The organism is Gemmatimonas groenlandica (assembly GCF_013004105.1).
Taxonomy (GTDB): domain Bacteria; phylum Gemmatimonadota; class Gemmatimonadetes; order Gemmatimonadales; family Gemmatimonadaceae; genus Gemmatimonas; species Gemmatimonas groenlandica.
Genome location: NZ_CP053085.1, coordinates 1,244,751 through 1,260,817, shown reverse-complemented (window position 1 = coordinate 1,260,817; position 16,067 = coordinate 1,244,751). Strand labels below are relative to the sequence as shown.

Sequence of the window (16,067 nt, the reverse complement as noted above, 5' to 3'; positions counted from 1 at the left end):
GCGATCAGGTCGTGAGGACGGACCAGTACTTCTCCTCGTCATCGAGGATCTTGCCGGTACCGCGTACCACACACGTCAGCGGATCTTCGTCGACGTGAATCGGCAATCCTGTTTCCTGGCTGAGCAGCACGTCGAGTCCGCGGATCAGGGCACCACCACCCGTCATCACGATGCCGCGATCGACGATATCCGACGCCAGTTCGGGCGGCGTGATCTCGAGCGCGCGACGCACGGCGTCGACGATCTGTTGAATCGGCTCCTGAATCGCCTCGCGGATTTCGCTGGAGTGCACGCGCACGGTTTTGGGAATACCCGACACGAGATCGCGACCCTTCACTTCCATCTCGCGCTCATCGCCGACGGGATACGCCGAGCCGATCTGAATCTTGATCTGCTCGGCGGTGGGCTCACCGATCAGCAGGTTGTAATTCTTGCGCATGAACTGCACGATGCTGATATCGAGCTCGTCACCACCGGTGCGAATCGACGTGTCGCTCACGATGCCGGACAGCGCGATCACGGCGATTTCCGTCGTGCCACCGCCGATATCGATCACCATGTTGCCGGTCGGCGACTCCACGGGTAAACCGACACCGATGGCCGCAGCCATCGGTTCGGTGACCATGAAGACTTCCTTCGCACCCGCACCGAGCGCCGAGTCACGCACGGCGCGCTTCTCCACTTCGGTGATGCCGGACGGCACGCACACAATCACACGCGGCTTCACCTTAAAGACGTGCTTGTCGATCACGAGCGTGAGGAAGTACCGGAGCATCTTCTCGGTCACATCGAAGTCGGCGATCACGCCGTCCTTCATCGGCCGGACGGCCATGATGCCGTCGGGCGTGCGACCAAGCATACGCTTCGCTTCCAGACCGACGCCCTTGAGCTTCTTGGTCTCGCGATCGAGCGCGACGACCGAGGGCTCGTTCAGCACGATCCCCTCGCCCTTCACGTAAATCAGGGTGTTGGCGGTGCCGAGATCGACTGCGATGGCATTCGCCGGGAAGAACGAGTTGGACTTATTAAAGGGCCAGAACATCCAGGTATGTGCTCGACGGCGCGGGGCGCCGGGAAAGGGCATGCTGCGGCAGCAGTGGTCGGTAAGGTACGTGTCGGTCAGAGCAGTTACAAGCTGTTGCGGCAGCGTGACCTAGCACACGTTACCCGATCCGGGATGGAAACGACGAGAGGCCACCGGACGCTCGTCCCGGTGGCCTCCGCTGGTCCCACGGGTCGCCTTACGCGACGAACGTCGCCGGGTCCGTGAAGTCCATGCCAAAGGCATCGGAAACGCCCTGATAGGTCAACTTCCCGTCGGTCATGTTGAGCCCCTTGAGGAGCGCACCATTTTCGCGGAGTGCCTTCTTCCAGCCCTTGTTGGCCAGCAGCAGCGTATAGGGCAGCGTGGCGTTCGTGAGGGCCAACGTCGAGGTGCGCGGCACCGCGCCCGGCATGTTCGCTACCCCGTAGTGGATGATTCCATCCACCGTGTAGGTCGGGTTCTCGTGCGTGGTCGGGTGGATGGTTTCCACACAGCCGCCTTGGTCAACGGCGACGTCGACAATCACCGCGCCGGGACGCATGCGGGAGAGATCCGCGCGACGCACCAGCTTCGGCGCCTTCGCTCCGGGGATCAGCACGCCGCCGATGACCAGATCACACGTGCTGATCTGCTCGAGGATGTTGTGCCGGTTCGAGTGCACGAGCTGCACGTTGGCGGGCATCACGTCGGAGAGGTAGCGGAGTCGCTCGAGCGACAGGTCGAGCACTACGACCTTCGCACCGAGCCCAGCCGCCATCTTGGCCGCGTTCACGCCCACGATGCCGCCGCCCAGGATCACGACCTTAGCGGGCGCCACTCCCGGCACGCCGCCCAACAGCACGCCACGGCCGCCGTACAGCTTCTCCAGATACTTCGCGCCTTCCTGCACCGCCATGCGGCCGGCCACTTCAGACATCGGGATCAGCAGCGGCAAATCGCGGTTCGGCAGTTCGACGGTCTCGTACGCGATGCACGTGGCACCGCTGGCCAGGTGCGCCTTCGTGAGCGTTTCGTCGGCAGCGAAGTGGAAGTACGTGAACAGGGTCAGGTCGCGGCGCAGGAATCCCCACTCCTTCTCGATCGGCTCCTTCACCTTCAAGAGCAGCTCCGCATTGCCCCACGCCGTCGCGGCGTCGGGAACGATCTCGGCGCCGACGGCGCGGTACGTGTCGTCCTCGAAGCCGCTGCCGATGCCAGCGCCCTTCTCGATGAATACCTGATGGCCCGACGCCGTCAGCGCTTCAGCGCCGGCCGGGACGAGGGCCACCCGATTCTCATTGGTCTTGATCTCTTTGGGTACACCGATGCGCATAGTCGCGATATCCGGTTAAGGTGAGGCGTCAGCGAACAGCCTTGGGGCCGAGGCTGACGAGAATCTGTCGATCAGGATCGAAGAACTCGCGCGCGACGTCGCGCACCTGTTCCAGGTCGATGGCATCGACGAGCGCTTTCAGCTCATCAATGCTGCGGTACGGCTCTCCGTACAACGCGGTGAGGGCCGCCCGATACATGCGCGACGACACGCCCTCCATGGACAGCACGAGCTGTCCGCGCAGCTGACGCTTGCCGGCCGCGAGATCGGCCTCAGAGAGGCCGTTCGCGGCGACATCACGCAGCACATCACGGACGGCATCGAGCGCTTCCTGCGCCGTTTCCGGTGCGCTGGCGAGATACACGCCGTGCGCGCCCGTATCGGCGTACGAGCTGCTGAACGTCTGCACGCTGTAGGCGAGCCCCAATTCTTCGCGCACCTTCTGAAATAGGCGCGAGCTCATGCCGCCGCCAATCAACATGTCGAGCAGGGCAAAGGCGTATCGGCGGCTGTCACCGAAGGCGATGCTTTGTCCGCCAAGTACGATGTGCGTCTGCGCAATGTCCTTGCGCGACACGTGCTCGGCGTGCGGCCCGGCTGCTTCGACCGGATCGAGCGGGAACGGCGTCATGTCACCGCGTTCTCGTGTGCTCCACCCCGTGCTCTGCAGCACGTCGAGCAGTTGGTCATGCTCCACGCGGCCCGATGCCGCGACCACGAGCCGGCCGGGATGGTACGCGCGCTCGTGCAGATCGTGCAGATCGGCCACCGAGAGCGCCTTCACCGTGGCACGCGTGCCGAGGATCGGGAAACCATGCGGGTGATCACCCCAGACGGCACGATTATGCACGTCGAAGATGATATCGTCCGGCGTGTCGTCGACCATGCTGATCTCCTCGAGAATCACCTTCCGCTCGAGGGCGAGATCGGCCTGACGCAACAACGGCTCGAAGATCAGCTCACCGATGACCGACGCGGCCTCGGGAAGATGTTCGTCGAGCACGCGGGCCTGATACGACGTGTGCTCGCGCTCGGTGTACGCATCGAGCGAACCGCCCAAGGTCTCGAGCGCGAGTGCGATCTGTTGGGCACTGCGCGTGCGCGTGCCTTTGAAGACCATGTGTTCGAGCAGATGCGACACACCCATCTGTTCGGGTCGTTCATGCAACGTTGCGGCGCGGACCCAGGCCCCGAAAGCAACCGACCGCGCTCCCGGAACGGATTCCGAGAGCACGGTCAGTCCATTGGGCAGATCCGTGCGATGCAACGTGGGCGCTTGCGCGCCCGACGTATTAGCGCCGATCGCGACCACCACCACCGCTCCGTCCACCGCTGCGACCACCACGATCGCCGCTGTCTTCACGACGCGGCGGGCGCTCGCCCGGCGTCTCTTCCGGCATGCCTTCGGGGCGCGGGAGGAGCGCCTTCATGGACAGGCGGAGACGTCCACGCTCGTCGCGATCGACGAGCTTGACCGTGACGCGATCGCCCTTCTTGACCACGTCTTCCGGCTTCTCCACGCGTTCCCACTTCATCTCAGATACGTGCAGGAGTGCTTCGGTACCCGGCATGATTTCGATGAACGCGCCGAACGCGGTCACGGTCTTCACCGTGCCTTCGTACGTCTCGCCCACGACCGCCTCGGCGGTCATGCCTTCGACCATCTTGCGCGCACGCTCCATCGATTCCGCACCGACGGCGGCGATCGTCACCGTACCATCGTCGTCGACCGTGAGCTCGGCACCCGTTTCTTCCTGAATACCGCGGATGTTCTTGCCCTTCGGTCCGATGAGCTCGCCGATCTTGTCGACCGGGATCTGCACCGTCACGATCCGCGGCGCGTACTTCGAGAGATCAGCGCGCGGCGCGGCAAGCGCCTTGTCCATCTCGGCGAGGATGTGCAGGCGGCCAACCTTGGCCTGCAGCAGCGCCTCTTCCATGATCTTGAGGTCGAGCCCCTCGATCTTGATGTCCATCTGGATCGACGTGATGCCGTCCTTCGTACCGGCGACCTTGAAGTCCATGTCGCCGAGATGGTCTTCGGTACCGAGGATGTCGGTCAGGATGGCGTACTTGTCGCCTTCCTTGATCAGACCCATCGCCACACCGGCGACCGCGGCCTTCATGGGCACGCCGGCATCGAACAGGGCAAGCGAGCCGCCGCAGACCGAGGCCATCGACGACGAGCCATTCGACTCGAGGACTTCCGACACGATACGGATCGTGTACGGGAAATCGGCGAAGTCAGGCAGCACGCCCTGCAGCGCGCGTTCGGCCAGGTTCCCGTGGCCGATTTCGCGGCGGCTGGTGCCACGCATCGGACGCACTTCACCGGTCGAGAACGGCGGGAAGTTGTAGTGCAGCATGAAGGAGCGCGTGGTCTCGCCCGCTTCGTTGATCGTGTCGAGACGCTGCGCGTCCTTCGCGGTGCCGAGCGTCGCGGCGACGAGCGCCTGCGTCTGGCCACGCGTGAAGAGCGACGAGCCATGCGCACGAGGCAGCACGCTGTTGTCGATGCTGATGCCGCGCACTTCGTCGGGCTTGCGCCCGTCGACACGCAGATTGGTGCTCAGCACCTGGGCGCGCAGCTCGTTGTACTCGACATCGCCCAGGACGCTGTGAATGTCCTTCGCGTTGTCGGGGAACTCGAGGAGCAGTTCGGCCGCCGCTTCCTTCTTGACCTTTTCGATCGCTTCAATGCGCGTGTGCTTGTCCTTCTGATTCAGCGCTTCGCGAACGCGACCCGATGCATGCGCCTTCGTGCGGGTGATGACGGCGTCGGGTGACTCCGTCTTCGTCCACGCCATCTTCGGCACCTGCACCTTGGCCAGCAACTCGTTCTGCATCGCGATCAGTTCACGGATGCCATCATGCGAGAGGCGCAGCGACTCGAGCACGTCGGATTCCGACACTTCGAGCGCGCCGCCTTCGACCATCACGATGGAGTCCTGCGAACCGGCGACGATCAGCTCCATGTCGGAGAAGGCCAGCTGCTGGAACGTCGGGTTGAGCACCCAGTGTCCCTGCACACGACCCACGCGCACGCCGCCGATCGGTCCCATGAACGGGATCTTCGACGCGTTCAGCGCGAACGACGTGGCGAGCAGCGCCAGCACGTCGGCGTCGTTCTCCTGGTCGGCGGAGATGACGTAGACGAAGACCTGCACTTCATTCTTGAAGCCTTCCGGGAACAGCGGGCGGATCGAGCGATCGATGATGCGGCACGCCAGGATCTCGTGATCGTGGGGACGCCCTTCGCGCTTGATGAATCCACCCGGAATCTTGCCGGCGGCGTAGGTCTTCTCCTTGTACTCAACCGTCAAGGGGAAGAAGGGGAGCGGACTCTGGTTCTCGCTCACGGTGACAGCGGCGAGAACCATCGTCTCGCCGAATTGTACGATCGCGGAACCCGCCGCCTGCTTCGCCATCCGACCGGTCTCGATGACCAGGGGGCGACCGGCGAACGTCCGCTCGATTCGATGCATCATCTGCTGAATAGCCTCATGAGAACGCAAATCGCGCGGGAGGCATGACTGCCCCCGCGCGACGACATGGCGTGGTCCGACTTAGTATCGGAGACCAAGGTCCTGCACGAGCGTGCGATACTGCTGCACGTCCGTACGCTTCAAATAGTCGAGCAGGCGGCGACGCTTGCCCACCATCTTGAGTAGCCCGCGGCGACCATGATGGTCCTTCGCGTGCGTACGAAAGTGTCCCGTGAGGTAGTTGATGCGATCCGTGAGGATGGCAATCTGAACCCGGGTCGATCCGGTATCCACATCGTGGGACCGGTACTTGTCGATCGTGAGTGCCTTATCGAACGCCATCGTCGTAATATTCTCAGCGCGTGTCGTGCGCAGCCTTTTGTGCGCGCAATAGTAGGAAGCACAAAAGCTTAGTCCACCTTGCCCCGCCTGTAAAGGACCTCGACGTGCCCGACCGCTATTTGGGGCAAATAATCAGCAAATATCAGGTCACCCGGCTTCTTGGCTCGGGGGCCTTTTCGTGGGTATACGAGGCGATAGACCAGGATCTGGAGATCCCGGTCGCCCTCAAAATCCTGCGCCCGGAATTTTCGGGACAAGACGTCGCTGAAGCCCGTTTCCGTCGGGAAGCGGCCACCGCCGCCCGTCTCCGGCACCGCAATATCGTCACGGTCCGCGACGTCGGGCAGGTCGACGGCACGGTGTTCGTGGCCATGGATCTGCACCCGCTCACCCTTGGACGCCGACTCGCGCTCGCCGGCCGACTGCCGGAAGCCGAATGCATCCGCATCGGCACCGATGTGGCCGCGGCGCTTTCGATCGCCCACGCCGGCGGCGTCATTCACCGGGATATCAAGCCCGATAACATCCTGCTTAGCACGGACGGCGAGGCGGTCGTCGCCGATTTCGGCCTCGCCCGGGCACTGGCCGGTGCCGCCTCGCTGAGCGCCACGAATCAGGTGATGGGCACCCCCCATTATTTCAGCCCGGAACAGGCGCGTGGACAGGAGATCGACGGTCGCAGCGACCTCTACGCCCTTGGCATTACGCTCTATCGCGCCGCCACCGGACACCTGCCCTTTGAAGGGGACGATTGGTACGCCGTCGCCAAGCACCACATCGAAACGGCCCCGGCACCGCCTCGTACCTTTGCTCCTGAGCTCAGTCCCGAATTCGAGGCCGTCATCCTGCGCTTGCTCGCCAAGCAGCCCGAGCAGCGCTACCAGTCGGCCACGCAACTGCTCGATGCCCTTGGTGCCCTGCCCGGCGCCCCACTGCGCAGCGTATTCACGCCGCATTTGGGCTCGCATACGGTCGATGCGTTTCCCGCGGTTCGCGGCGCCAACGGCCGGACGGCGCTTGTGGCAGCGATGCTCCTCCTCGGCGCCGCGATGACGTGGTTTACCCTGCGAGATCGCTCGGCCTCGACGGCGCTCGGAGGGCCGACGTTGGGCGACTCGGCTCCACTCGCCGCCACGCCGCCGGCCGATACCGGACCGATCGCCGATAGCGCGCTCGGCGCACGCATCGTGTCACTCGCGGATTCGACCGCGGCGCGCACCACGCGCTCGCCGGCACGCGACAGCCTGCGCACGGCCGCTCCGACACGCGCGCCCCGAGCGACGGCGGCGCGCACCGCGCGACTTGAGATCGTGGCGGCGGATTCCGCGCGACTCTACGTCGACAATCGACTGGTGGGCACAGGACGATTCAGCGGCGACTTCCCGGTCGGCGCCAAGCTCGCGGTGCGGGCGGTCATCGCCAATGCTTCGACCTCGTGCAGCACCGCGGTGCGCGACACCGTCGTCACGCTCAAGGCCGGTGACCGCGTCGGAGTGAGCCTGCCGGTACGCGGCTGCGCCGTGGTGAGCTACGACGTGACCCCGCGCGATGCGCGCGTCACCTTCACGTCGCTCGACGGTGGGCCGTCGGTCGAACTGCGCGCCGATAGCGCGCGCGCCCTCTCACTGCCCGAAGGACGCTACGAAGTGCGAATCCAGGCCCCGCGTTGCGTGATGGGCACTGACACGCTCCAAGTGGCATTCAGGGCCGATGGCGCCCCCATTACGCGCCGCTTCCTCCTGATCTGCAGCTGATCGGCGGCTGATCGCCAGCTGACGCCGGCAGCGTCCGGCACCGAACGGTTCCGGACGCTGCGACACCTGTCGCGTCTCTTGCGACACCGGGGTCCGGTTCCAATGCTTCACCCATGACCACGGGCACAGGGGGCGGGATGAGGCTGCACGAGATGTTGCCGGTCGAACGGAGTGCCCAGCGATCCCTCACCGCCGCGTGGCAGCGCGTGATGCGCGACGGTGCGCAGGCGCTGGAGCAGCTCGACACGGTGCGCACGCCGGTCAAGGCCTCGTGGGCACGGGCGCTTCAACGCGGCATTCACCCTTCGCTGCCGCGCGCACCGTTCCAGCTCGACGACCGCTCATTGGCCGCCCTGCGTGACGATGTCGATTGGCTGCCGCACGCCGATCTCGCCGTGCGCGCGCACGCTGGTGGTTCAGCGCTCGAAGGCCATATCCTCGCGTTGTTCGACGCCAACGCCCGTATGCTCGCGGCCACCGGCGACCCGAAAGCACTCGAGGGATTGGCCGACATCAATTTTCGTCCGGGCGCGCTCTGGAGCGAGGAGGCCGTCGGAACGAACGGACCAGGAACCGCGCTCGCACTCGCGCGAGCTGTGCACATCGTTGGCGCAGAGCATTTCTGCGAACGCTGGCAAGGCTGGCACTGTGCCGCTGCGCCCATTCGGGATCCGCTCACGCAGGAAGTGCTCGGCGTGCTCGATCTCTCCGGGCTGCGGGAGCGGGCGCATCCGCACACGCTGTCGCTCGTCAGCGCGATCGCCGTGGCGCTCGAGCAGCGGCTCGTGGCACGGGAATCGGAACGCCGCGTCACCTTGCTGCGGCGATTCGGTGCGCTGGTCGGCCAGTATCCCGGTGACGCAATCCTCGTGGTGGATCGCGCCGGGGAAATCATCGCGTCATCGTCGCCGGCCGAGCGCCTGGTACGTCGGCTAGCGGCGTCCGGTCGCGACGCCACCGACGCCTTGCGCCGCATCAGCACAGAATCCGACGTGGCCCCCCGAGCGCCGACCGGCAGCTCGCGTGCGGGCAGCCGGGAGCTGCCGAGCCAGTCGGTCGTGCGCGATGCGACGCATCCGCTGCTCGGGGTGATGGCCGCCGTTCACGCGATGCGCGATGGACGGACGCCTATCGGCGCTTGCGTCGTGCTCCCGGCCGGTCAGACGCGAGGCCAGCGACCAGCCGATACGCGCCACACGGGCTCGCGCACGCCGTACACGGAGTCGCGTGCTGAGTCGCGTGCAGCCGCTGACACGCCATCGCGTACCACCACGAATCCGGCGGTGCACACGGCCCTCGTGTCATCGCTCGTGCCGCCGCGCGGCGCGTCCGCCGTGCGGTATACGATGGACGCGCTATTCGGTCGCGCCGCGGTACTCGACGACGTGCGCCGGTTCGCCCGCGCCTGCGCCCGGACGGATTTGCCCGTCCTCTTGCTCGGCGAGTCGGGCACCGGAAAGGAAGTGGTCGCACAAGGCATTCATGCCGCGAGTCCGCGGGCGCAGGCGCCGTTCGTTGCCGTGAATTGCGCGGCGTTGCCCCGCGAACTCGTCGAGAGCGAACTGTTTGGCCATGTCGCCGGCGCGTTCTCCGGCGCACGGCGCGACGGCGCCATCGGCAAGTTCGAAGCGGCCGACGGGGGCACGCTGTTCCTCGACGAAATCGGTGAGCTTCCGCCGGCGGCGCAGGCGGCCCTGCTGCGCGTTCTGCAGGAGGGCGAGATCACGCGCCTCGGTGCTACAGCCGGACGCCGAGTGGACGTGCGCATCATCGCCGCGACCAACCGAGACGTCACGAACGCGATCGCCAGCGGTACCCTGCGCGATGACCTGTATCATCGGCTCAATGTGCTCACCATCGCCTTGCCACCGTTGCGGACGCGTCACGGCGACGCCGTGCTGTTGGCCGAGCATTTTCTGGCGCAGACGCACGGCACGCTCGCCCGAGAATTTTCACCGCGGGTCCGGGCGGCGTTCGAGCGGTATCGGTGGCCCGGCAACGTACGCGAGCTCGAGAATCTCGTGAAGCGGTTGGCAGCGCTGGCCGAAGGCCCGACGATTACCGAGGAGCTCCTGCCAGCCGCGTTGCGCGAGGTCGTCGACGCCGCACCGTCAGCGGCGGCTGATTTCATCGAGGCGTCGGCGTTCGATACGCTGGACGACACCTCGGCCGCCGTCGAATCCCATCGGCAGGCGCTCCGTGCGCGCTACGCCACCTTGATCGCCGGGCACGCAACGATGAGCGACGCGGCAAAATCCATCGGGATCACGCGGAGCACGCTTTACCGGCGACTGCAGCGCATTGGTCTTGCCCCTGGTCGTGGTGTGCGCGACTCGTCGTAGAGCGACGATTCAGCGAATCGCCGCGGTCGTGCCCGCGCCGATGGCGCCGCCCACGACCGTACCGATCCAGAACAGCTTCGTACGCCACCACGCGCGGCGTGGCGGCGGAACGAGCAAGAAATGGTCGGTCGTGACGCGTGCCACCTGTGAGGTCACCAGCGCCGTCGCGGTCGTGCTATCGCGGCGCAAGATCGTGAGTCGCGCGACCAGCGCATCGCGATGCACCGGATCGACGGCGTACGCGGAGAGTCCGACCCGTAACCCGCGGCTCTCGAACACGCGAAAGGTCGCCGTACTGTCATCGACGGCATCGATCTCGTAACGGGCGGCATCGCGCGGAATGCGCGGTAGCACGGGCATGAGTGGCGCGGGTGCCCGCTCAGCTCGATGACACCCACTGCCAGCCACGGTCACCAGCGCGACAAGCCCCATCGCCGCGCGACGCACCGCCACCGTGGTGATCATGCAATCACTTCGTGAAGAGATTGCGCAGATCGTTGAACGTGACGAGCACAATCAAGGCAAGCACCGCCAGCACGCCGACGCGAGCGAAGCCCTCCCGCACACGGCCGCTGAACGCGCTCCCCTTGATGCGTTCGGCCAGCACCATGAGGATCTGCCCGCCGTCGAGCACTGGAATCGGCACGAGATTCAGAATGGCGATGTTGAGGCTCAGAAAGGCAATCAACGACCAAAGTGTTTCCGGACCACGCTTGGCCGCCTGCACCGACGTGCGCGCAATCTGAATCGGCCCGCCGAGATTCTTGGCGGATACCTGCCCTGACGCCAACCCGCCGAGTACCGAGGCGACGCTCGTCGCCATCCGCCAGGTCGCATCACCGCCCGCCGACATCGCCGCGACGAAACTCAGTTTCTCGTTGACGGTTTCCGCCCGGACCTGAATGCCGATCCGACCGACCGTCTTCTTGGCGCCGGTCACGGGATCATCGATCACGGCGGTCTGCGGCGTGAGTTCCTTGGTGAAGCGCGCCGCGCCGCGCTGGATCTCGACGCTCAGCGTGCCCGTCGTGACCGGAGCCACTTCGTCGAGCACTTCATCCCAGGCGCGTATCGGATGCCCATTGATACCCACGATACGATCGCCACCCGTCAGGCCGGCGATCGCGGCCGGTGCGCCCGGCACCACCGAATCGATGACAGCCGGCACGTACGTGTTGCCGGCGCGATAGTAGATGCCAGTGGAGACAACGAGCGTGAGCAGAATGTTCATGATCACGCCGGCCGACAAAATGAACACACGGGCGGAGGTGGACTTGTTCTCCACCCGGCGGTCAGCCGGCACAGCCTTGGGGCCGAACGGGGCCATGGAGTCGGCATCCCACAGCGCGGGTGCCACATCGGCCGGGCGCTCCGCCGCAGCGGCGAGCGAGCCACGATCGGTGCCCCCCTCGATACCCGCCATGGACTCGTCATCCCGGCTGGCCATGCGCACAAATCCGCCAAGCGGAATCAACGACACGCGGTAATCGGTTTCCCCGCGGCGCACGCCGAACAGACGAGTGCCCCACCCAAGCGAAAAAACCGGCGCGTAAACGCCCGTGAGTTTCGCCGCGAGAAAGTGCCCGAGCTCGTGGACAAAAACGACGAGACCGAAGACGAGCAACGGCGCGATGTACGGTGTAATCGAGGACATCAGTGTCAGCACCCCACCTGGGCATTCACGTGATCGCGCGCCGCGGCATCCGCTCGAAGCAGTTCCTCGAGGGACGCGCCAGGCGCGTCAGCCAACTCGTGCAGCGCAGCCGACACGCGCTCGGCGATTCCCGAGAAGCTGAGCCGACCGGCCAGAAAATGAGCTACAGCGACCTCGTTGGCCGCATTGAAAACCGCCGGTGCCGCGCCGCCGCGCCGTCCGGCGTCGATTCCGAGCTGCAACAGAGGGAAATCCCCAGAGCGGACGGTTTCGAAGCTCAGACCGCCAAGCGCGACAGGATCGAAGGATGGTACGCCGGAATCGGGAACGCGTTCCGGATAGGTGAGGGCGTAGAGGATGGGCAGCTCCATCGACGGGACGCCCATCTGCGCCAGCACACTGCCATCCACGAACTCCACGAACGAGTGGATGATACTCTGCGGATGCACGACGACATCGATCCGATCGTACGGCACGCCGAACAGATGGTGCGCCTCGATGACCTCAAGCGCCTTGTTTGCGAGCGTGGCGCTGTCGATGGTGATCTTGCTGCCCATCTGCCAGGTCGGATGCTTCAGGGCGTCTGTCACCGTCGCGGCGGCGATGCGTTCCGCCGGCCACGTGCGAAAGGGACCGCCGGAGGCCGTCAGCACCAGTCGACGTACCTCGTGCGGTTGGCGGCCCGCCAGACACTGCAGGATGGCAGAATGCTCGCTGTCGACCGGCACCAGCTCGCCCCCGTGCCGCCGCGCGGTGTCCGTCACGATCGCCCCGGCCACGACCAGCGTCTCCTTGTTCGCCAAAGCAACCCGCTTGCCCATACGCAAGGCGGCAAGGGTTGCGGGCAGACCGGCCGCACCCACCACGGCGTTGATCACGATCTGCGCATCGGGGTGCGTCGCGGCAGCGACGAGGCATTCGGCACCAACCCCCCAGTCGTCGGGCGCGTCGGCATGCGCTTGCACCAGGCCGACGAATGCCGGCATCCACGTCGCTACCTGCTCGGCAAGCGCGGCCACGTTGCCGTTGGCCGTGAGGGCCACTGGCACGAAGCGGTCACGCTGACGGGCGAGCACTCGCAACGCACTGGTCCCGATCGATCCGGTCGATCCGAGAATGGCAACACCGGCGGGCTTCACCGCGGTCCTCGTGGAATTGCCGTCGGGTTTCATGCGCCGGGAGCCGGGAGCAACAGGGCGTAGTACAGCGCGTATGTCACGGGTAGCACAAAGAACAACGAGTCGAGGCGATCGAGCACGCCGCCGTGGCCCGGGAACAGCGTGCCGCTGTCTTTCACGCCGGCTTCGCGCTTGAGCAACGACTCCGTGAGATCGCCGATCTGTGCCGTGACGCTGATGCAGACGGCGAAGACAATCAACCCGGTCGGACTGAAGGCGAGTTGCGCCTGCGGCTTGAGTAGATAGTGCACAAAGGCTGCGCAGGCAGCGACCGTCGCAACCACGGCACCGACCGCGCCGGAAATGGTCTTCGCCGGGCTCACCGACGGAATCAACTTGGGACCACCCACCAGACGACCCGTGAAATACGCGCCGGTATCGCTGGCCCACGTGAGCACGACGGGCATGATCACGACGAGCGCACCAGCTGCGTCACCGACGGCGTAGCCGAAGTAGCGCAGCGCGTAGACGTAGCTGAGCGTGCCGCCGGTATACAGCGCGCCGAAGATGGTGGTGGCCGCTGCACCGAGCGGCTTGCCGCCAACGCCGCGCAACCAGATCGACAGCGCCAGCACGAACAACGGCACCAGGATCCACACGACGAGTGGCACGGCGAATACGCCGAGATGCTGCGCATGGACGGCAATCGGAATGAGCGCCGAGAGCACGATACCGACCACACTCATCGGTGTTGTGCCCCCTTCACGGGCGATGCGATAGTACTCCCACGCCGCGACGCCGGAGAGCGCACCGGCCAGGGTGGCGAGTGGCGCGCCGCCGAGCCAAATAATCCCGAGCGCGATCGGCGCTCCGATGAGGGCGACTACGGCGCGCCGGGCAAGTTCGTTCACGCGAGGGGGGTAGAGAGCGCGTACAAGCGCATCAGGTACTGACGCGCCCGAAGCGTCGGTCACGACGCTGAAAATCGCTAATGGCATCGTACAACGCCGCACGGCCAAAGTCCGGCCAGAGCACAGCGGAGATGTACAGTTCGGCGTAGGCCACCTGCCACAGCAGGAAGTTCGACAGTCGCTGTTCTCCCGAGGTCCGGATCAGGAGATCGGGATCGGGGCAGTCGGCCGTGAACAGGCGTGCGCGGAATTCGTCTTCGGTGATCGCATCCGGTGTCAGTCGACCGGCCTGCACATCGATCGCCATCAGGCGTGCCGCTCGTACCAACTCGGCACGACCGCCGTACGAAATAAACAGATTGAGACCGAGTCGCGTCCCCGTCTCGGTGATACGCATGACGCGCTCGACCGCGGCAGCGGCAGGACCGCTCAGTCGATCGAGGTCGCCATGAACACGAACGCGAACGCCCTGCTTGTGCAGGTCGTCCGCTTCGCGGGCAATGAACTCTTCCAGCAGCGACATGAGCGCCGAAACTTCCGTCTCCGGCCGCTGCCAGTTTTCCTGTGAGAAGGCGAAGAGCGACAACCACTCGACCCCTGCCTCGAGACAACCTTCGACCACGGCGCGCACCGCCTTCATACCGGACCGATGGCCGAACGGCCGGGGCATGTGACGTTCACGCGCCCAGCGACCGTTGCCGTCCATGATGATCGCGATATGCCGCGGCACCGCGCCGTGCACGCGAATGCGCGCCAGCAGATCCGTTTCGGTGTCAGCCATGATGGGCGGGGGCAAGGGGCATATCAGCGAGCGGTCCGCAAAGCGGCCTCAAACCTCCATGATCTCGGCTTCCTTCGTCTTCAAGAGCGCCTCGAGCTTGCCAATGCAGTCATCGTGCGCCTTCTGGAGGTCCTTCTCCGCATGCTTCTTATCGTCTTCGGAGACACCGTCAAGCTTCTTGACCTTGTCGCGAGCGTCGGTACGGGCATGACGGATTGCGATGCGGCCATCTTCGGCAAGCTTGCTCAGCACTTTGACCAGCTCCTTGCGGCGCTGCTCATTCATCGACGGCAGCGGCACGCGAATCACGCCACCCTGATGCGCCGGGTCGAGGCCCAGTTCCGACTCGCGAATCGCCTTCTCGATCACCTTCGCCTGGCCCTTGTCGAAGGGCGTGACGAGGAGAATACGCGGCTCCGGCGCCGACACCTGTGCCACCTGATTCAGTGGCACCAGCGAGCCGTACGCCTCGACCTTGATCGTGTCCAACATGCTCGGCGACGCTTTGCCGGTACGAATGCCGGCGAAGTCGCGCTTCGAGGCCTCGAGGGCCTTGTCCATGCCGCTCTTCGTGTCCTTCAGGATCTGCGCAATGGTGCTCATGAAACCAGTGTCCCCACGCGTTCGCCGTTGATGGCGCGTGCGATCGCGCCCGGCGTGTGAAGGTTCAGCACGATCAGGGGCAACTGATTCTCTTTGCACAGCGTAATGGCCGTCTGGTCCATGACGCGGAGCTCTTCGAGCATCACATCGCGATAACTGATCGACTCGTACATCGTGGCGTTCGGATCCTTCTTCGGGTCGGCCGAATACACGCCGTCGACGCTGGTGGCTTTGATGATGACATCCGCCTTCATCTGAATCGCCCGCAGCACTGCCGCCGTGTCCGTTGAAAAATACGGGTTACCCGTGCCGGCGGCAAAGATGACCGTACGCCCCTTCTCGAAATGGCGCAATGCGCGCCGGCGAATGTAGGGCTCGGCCAACTCTTCCATGCGGATCGCCGTCATGACACGCGTGTCGAGCCCCTTCTTCTCGAGCACATCCTGCATGGCCATGGCGTTGATGACCGTACCGAGCATGCCCATGTAGTCGGCGCCGACACGATCCATTCCCATCTGGGAGAGTTGCGTGCCGCGCACGATGTTTCCGCCTCCGATGACCAGACCGAGTTGCACGCCCATGCGCGCTACTTCGACGATCTGGTCCGCGAAGGAACCGATCCGTTCAAAATCGAAACCGACGCCGCGATCTCCGGCGAGTGCTTCGCCGGAGAGCTTGAGCAGAATGCGCGTGTACTTCCTGTCTGCGGCGCCCACGGCG

At 65.2% G+C, this 16,067-nt stretch carries 14 protein-coding genes; 2 read left to right on the top strand and 12 right to left on the bottom strand.

Going from position 1 to position 16,067, the window contains the following annotated elements:
- Positions 1–4: 4 nt before the first annotated feature.
- The 5 genes from HKW67_RS05230 to rpsO form a co-directional block, all read right to left on the bottom strand.
- Positions 5–1,042 (bottom strand): rod shape-determining protein, encoded by a 1,038-nt coding sequence (locus HKW67_RS05230; protein ID WP_171224384.1) that lies wholly within the window; start codon positions 1,040–1,042, stop codon positions 5–7.
- A 199-nt stretch (positions 1,043–1,241) separates the two neighbouring features.
- Positions 1,242–2,357 (bottom strand): alanine dehydrogenase, encoded by a 1,116-nt coding sequence (gene ald / locus HKW67_RS05225; RefSeq protein WP_171224383.1) that lies wholly within the window; start codon positions 2,355–2,357, stop codon positions 1,242–1,244.
- Positions 2,358–2,385: 28 nt separating this feature from the next.
- Entirely contained in the window at positions 2,386–3,720 is a 1,335-nt protein-coding gene (locus HKW67_RS05220; protein WP_171224382.1) for a M16 family metallopeptidase, read from the bottom strand.
- Positions 3,650–5,845: a polyribonucleotide nucleotidyltransferase gene (locus HKW67_RS05215; RefSeq protein ID WP_171224381.1), complete on the bottom strand. Its 2,196-nt coding sequence runs from the start codon at positions 5,843–5,845 to the stop codon at positions 3,650–3,652. The genes HKW67_RS05220 and HKW67_RS05215 overlap by 71 nt, the downstream gene beginning before the upstream one ends.
- A gap of 78 nt (positions 5,846–5,923) precedes the next feature.
- Positions 5,924–6,184: a 30S ribosomal protein S15 gene (gene rpsO, locus HKW67_RS05210; protein WP_171224380.1), complete on the bottom strand. Its 261-nt coding sequence runs from the start codon at positions 6,182–6,184 to the stop codon at positions 5,924–5,926.
- 104 nt (positions 6,185–6,288) lie between these two features.
- Between rpsO and HKW67_RS05205 the strand changes: the two genes are divergently transcribed.
- Together HKW67_RS05205 and HKW67_RS05200 are read left to right on the top strand one after the other, a co-directional pair.
- Positions 6,289–7,938, top strand: coding sequence for a serine/threonine-protein kinase (locus HKW67_RS05205; RefSeq protein ID WP_171224379.1), 1,650 nt, complete (start codon positions 6,289–6,291; stop codon positions 7,936–7,938).
- Between the two features lie 113 nt (positions 7,939–8,051).
- Complete coding sequence (locus tag HKW67_RS05200; protein ID WP_171224378.1) at positions 8,052–10,280, top strand: sigma-54-dependent Fis family transcriptional regulator; 2,229 nt, start codon at positions 8,052–8,054, stop codon at positions 10,278–10,280.
- 9 nt (positions 10,281–10,289) lie between these two features.
- Here the strand turns inward: HKW67_RS05200 and HKW67_RS05195 are convergent, their stop codons facing one another.
- Genes HKW67_RS05195 through pyrH form a run of 7 tightly spaced genes read right to left on the bottom strand, consistent with a single transcriptional unit; the run spans position 10,290 to position 16,063 of the window.
- The gene (locus HKW67_RS05195) at positions 10,290–10,745 is read right to left on the bottom strand and encodes a hypothetical protein (RefSeq protein ID WP_171224377.1); all 456 of its coding nucleotides are present in this window, start codon (positions 10,743–10,745) and stop codon (positions 10,290–10,292) included.
- 4 nt (positions 10,746–10,749) lie between these two features.
- The gene (rseP, locus tag HKW67_RS05190) at positions 10,750–11,934 is read right to left on the bottom strand and encodes an RIP metalloprotease RseP (protein ID WP_171224376.1); all 1,185 of its coding nucleotides are present in this window, start codon (positions 11,932–11,934) and stop codon (positions 10,750–10,752) included.
- 5 nt (positions 11,935–11,939) lie between these two features.
- Positions 11,940–13,106 (bottom strand): 1-deoxy-D-xylulose-5-phosphate reductoisomerase, encoded by a 1,167-nt coding sequence (dxr, locus tag HKW67_RS05185; protein WP_171224375.1) that lies wholly within the window; start codon positions 13,104–13,106, stop codon positions 11,940–11,942.
- Positions 13,103–13,963, bottom strand: coding sequence for a phosphatidate cytidylyltransferase (locus HKW67_RS05180; protein WP_171224374.1), 861 nt, complete (start codon positions 13,961–13,963; stop codon positions 13,103–13,105). Before HKW67_RS05180 ends, dxr begins: the two co-directional genes overlap by 4 nt.
- Before the next feature lie 31 nt (positions 13,964–13,994).
- Positions 13,995–14,744, bottom strand: coding sequence for an undecaprenyl pyrophosphate synthase (uppS, locus tag HKW67_RS05175; RefSeq protein ID WP_171224373.1), 750 nt, complete (start codon positions 14,742–14,744; stop codon positions 13,995–13,997).
- 48 nt (positions 14,745–14,792) lie between these two features.
- On the bottom strand, positions 14,793–15,347 hold the full coding sequence (frr, locus tag HKW67_RS05170) for a ribosome recycling factor (protein WP_171224372.1): 555 nt from the start codon (positions 15,345–15,347) through the stop codon (positions 14,793–14,795).
- Complete coding sequence (pyrH, locus tag HKW67_RS05165) at positions 15,344–16,063, bottom strand: UMP kinase (RefSeq protein ID WP_171224371.1); 720 nt, start codon at positions 16,061–16,063, stop codon at positions 15,344–15,346. The genes frr and pyrH overlap by 4 nt, the downstream gene beginning before the upstream one ends.
- Between the last annotated feature and the right edge of the window lie 4 nt (positions 16,064–16,067).

What these genes read in the sequence shown, in the direction of transcription:
- HKW67_RS05215 (WP_171224381.1), bottom strand. Translation starts at nt 5,845, where the DNA reads ATGATGCATCGAATCGAGCGGACGTTCGCCGGTCGCCCCCTGGTCATC.
- uppS (WP_171224373.1), bottom strand. Translation starts at nt 14,744, where the DNA reads ATGGCTGACACCGAAACGGATCTGCTGGCGCGCATTCGCGTGCACGGC.
- HKW67_RS05200 (WP_171224378.1), top strand. Translation starts at nt 8,052, where the DNA reads ATGACCACGGGCACAGGGGGCGGGATGAGGCTGCACGAGATGTTGCCG.
- rpsO (WP_171224380.1), bottom strand. Translation starts at nt 6,184, where the DNA reads ATGGCGTTCGATAAGGCACTCACGATCGACAAGTACCGGTCCCACGAT.
- HKW67_RS05230 (WP_171224384.1), bottom strand. Translation starts at nt 1,042, where the DNA reads ATGTTCTGGCCCTTTAATAAGTCCAACTCGTTCTTCCCGGCGAATGCC.
- HKW67_RS05195 (WP_171224377.1), bottom strand. Translation starts at nt 10,745, where the DNA reads ATGATCACCACGGTGGCGGTGCGTCGCGCGGCGATGGGGCTTGTCGCG.
- dxr (WP_171224375.1), bottom strand. Translation starts at nt 13,106, where the DNA reads ATGAAACCCGACGGCAATTCCACGAGGACCGCGGTGAAGCCCGCCGGT.
- ald (WP_171224383.1), bottom strand. Translation starts at nt 2,357, where the DNA reads ATGCGCATCGGTGTACCCAAAGAGATCAAGACCAATGAGAATCGGGTG.
- frr (WP_171224372.1), bottom strand. Translation starts at nt 15,347, where the DNA reads ATGAGCACCATTGCGCAGATCCTGAAGGACACGAAGAGCGGCATGGAC.
- rseP (WP_171224376.1), bottom strand. Translation starts at nt 11,934, where the DNA reads ATGTCCTCGATTACACCGTACATCGCGCCGTTGCTCGTCTTCGGTCTC.